The 2,693-nt window shown below is 51.7% G+C and carries 3 protein-coding genes and 1 pseudogene; all 4 read right to left on the reverse strand.

All coding sequences use genetic code 11. From position 1 onward, the window contains the following. The coding region (locus tag LUQ50_RS09025) for an FmdE family protein (RefSeq protein ID WP_300039377.1) at positions 1–564 on the reverse strand (564 nt) is incomplete at its 3' end. A gap of 7 nt (positions 565–571) precedes the next feature. Further along, positions 572–1,357 (reverse strand): ABC transporter ATP-binding protein, encoded by a 786-nt coding sequence (locus tag LUQ50_RS09030; RefSeq protein WP_300039378.1) that lies wholly within the window; start codon positions 1,355–1,357, stop codon positions 572–574. Beyond that, on the reverse strand, positions 1,354–2,424 hold the full coding sequence (locus tag LUQ50_RS09035) for an iron ABC transporter permease (protein WP_300039379.1): 1,071 nt from the start codon (positions 2,422–2,424) through the stop codon (positions 1,354–1,356). Before LUQ50_RS09035 ends, LUQ50_RS09030 begins: the two co-directional genes overlap by 4 nt. 50 nt (positions 2,425–2,474) lie before the next feature. Next, a pseudogene (locus tag LUQ50_RS09040) lies at positions 2,475–2,693 on the reverse strand (iron ABC transporter substrate-binding protein); the annotation flags it as partial.

Consider the following 2,693-nt stretch of genomic DNA (forward strand, 5'->3'; position numbering starts at 1 on the left):
CACCATCTCTCCACAACATCCGCACGGGATCGAGGTGAATATCCGTGCCTTTTGTGGAGGTTTCATCTCAACGAACTCCAGTTTCACTACCTTCTCTGATGGTGCCTCAAGGATGGCCGTTGAGACCTGGTTCATCATGGCATAGAACTTTGTCCGCTCTTCTGCAGTAGCCGTGCCTGAGAAGACCTTTGGCCTGAGTGTATCCATTTCTGGTTTTTGCGGCATGAACTCTTCAAGGCAGGTCATAGCCCTGACCGCTTTGTTACTCTCCCGGCAGTAAAAGGTGAATACATGCTTTCCATAATCATGGACGATTAGGTTTCCTTTTCCTGCAGTGCAACCGGTAACCACCTGGATGGCATCCACCCCGCAGGCATCAGTCTCGGCGATGGCAACGAGTTCCTCATCTTTTGGCCTAGCAACGCCGAGAGCCTTCATGGCTGCAATGGCAACCTGGTATCCGCTTGACAGGCCCGGACATACATGCCCGTGAAACGCTACCGCATCATCAAATGATGCGTATTCAGGGTGCTGTTCTGGTTTTGTTGAATCGTTTGAACACATAATAATCTTAGTTCTCCTGGTGTACCATCCCGGCACCGGGGGAACCGGGCATGATACACGTGATACCTTCTATAGTACCCATGACGACCGGAAGGCCATACACCTCCTCGATCATCTTCGGGGTTACCGAACTCCTGTCCCCCTGAAAATGAATCCTGCCATTCTTCAGAAAGATAAACCGGTCCGCGTACCGGAATGCCTGGTTCAGATCGTGCATCGTCATCACCGCAGCAATCCCGTGTTCCCTCACGATTCCGTGGATAATAGACAGGATATCCACCTGGTTCTTGAGATCCAGACTGCTGGTCGGCTCGTCAAGAAGGAGAATTCGTGGCTCCTGGACCAGGGCCCGGGCGATTGCAATCTTCTGGAGTTCTCCGCCACTCATCTCGTCAATGTATGAGAGCCGGAGGTGTTCCATAGACAGGCGGGTGAAGGCTGCATCCACGATGCTTAAATCCTGTGGAGTGACATCCCATTTGATGTGCGGGCGACGCCCGAGGAGGACCGCATCAAAAGCAGTCAGCCTCCCGGTTTCTACCCGCTGGGGAACATATCCTGCCCGCCGTGCTATCTCAAGCGTGTCAAGACTACCTACTTCTGCACCATCAAGGTATACCTGTCCGCTTCTGGGCTTGAGGATCCGGTTGAGACACTTGAGAAGTGTTGTCTTTCCGACCCCGTTCGGCCCAAGTATCGCTACGATCTCACCATGATTTACTTCCAGTGCGACATTCTCCAGTACTTCCCGGTTTCTGTACAGAAACTTCAGTTCTTCCACATTGAGAATCATCGTTTGTATCCCCTGATGATGAGGTAAATGAACGCCGGTGCTCCCATGAATGCAGTGAGGACCGCTACCGGAAGTACATACGGTGCAACGATAAGCCGTGCCACGGTATCTGATGCCAAAAGCAGGATCCCTCCCATAACACACGAACCCGGTATCAGAAACCGCTGATCGTCTCCGATGATCCTGCGGACCATGTGTGGGCAGACAAGACCAACGAACCCGATGACACCGAGAAATGCGACAATCACCGCGGTGATGAGGGCTGCAATCGTCATTCCAAAGATACGGACCCGCTCGACATTGACACCGAGCCCTTTCGCGGTCTCGTTACCTGCATCGATTGCATTGTAGTTCCATCGGTTGGAAAGGAAGTAGATCGTGGAGAGTGAGACGAGGCCGGCCATAAGGCCAAGTTCAGGCCAGTTTGCACGGCTCACATCACCGAACGTCCAGAATACTACGGCTGCGAGCTGGGTATCTGAAGCAAAGTACTGCAAAAACATGGTGCCTGCAGTAAACAGCGAGGAGAGTGCCACTCCGGTGAGCACCATCACCTCAGGAGATGCCCCCCTGATCCGGGAGATCATCAGGATTATCCCGGTAGCAATCATGCAGAAGATAAATGCCATGATTGTCGTGGTATACGGGTTGTTGATGGTGACCGCTCCGGCTACGGTTGAATGCATCTCCCCGGTTCCAAGGATGATTACCGAAACAGCAGCACCAAATGCTCCGGCATTTGAGATACCCAGGGTAAAGGGTGAACCCAGGGGATTTCTCAGGATCGACTGCATCGCAACCCCGGCAACCGAGAGTCCCACTCCTGCTACAATAGCGGTCAGGGCCTGAGGGAGGCGGATGTTCCAGATGATTGCATCCCATTTGGAGTTGAGATTCTGTCCTAAAAGGGTGAGTAACACTTCACCGGGAGGAATGGATACTGCTCCCACCGATATCGAGAGGATCAGAAGAAGGAATACCAGGATAATTCCGGCACATATGCAGAGAATCTTCACCCTGATGTACGCAAGATAATCAGCAGGAGTTTTTCCATCAGCTAAGTGCATGTACTCCTCTCCAAAAAATGAGGTGAATCAAGGAGTATTTCATTCCGGATTCAGATAGTCAGTTTGGTTAATCCCAGGTTCTTGTACTGGGAATTGATCTCTTTGAGCGGAGACGAACCGAGGAATTTGGTCATGATCTCATCTGCTTTTACTTGTGGATCAATGTCTGCAAACTTCTCCGGGTATACGGTCTTGCCGATGTAGTATGCATCAGCGAGGAAATTCTCGTAGTTGGAGCTGTAGAAGTTGTACGGGAGAACTCCGTAGAC

This window comes from Methanospirillum sp., assembly GCF_028679455.1.
Classification (GTDB): domain Archaea; phylum Halobacteriota; class Methanomicrobia; order Methanomicrobiales; family Methanospirillaceae; genus Methanospirillum.

What these genes read in the sequence shown, in the direction of transcription:
- LUQ50_RS09035 (WP_300039379.1), bottom strand. Translation starts at nt 2,424, where the DNA reads ATGCACTTAGCTGATGGAAAAACTCCTGCTGATTATCTTGCGTACATC.
- LUQ50_RS09030 (WP_300039378.1), bottom strand. Translation starts at nt 1,357, where the DNA reads ATGATTCTCAATGTGGAAGAACTGAAGTTTCTGTACAGAAACCGGGAA.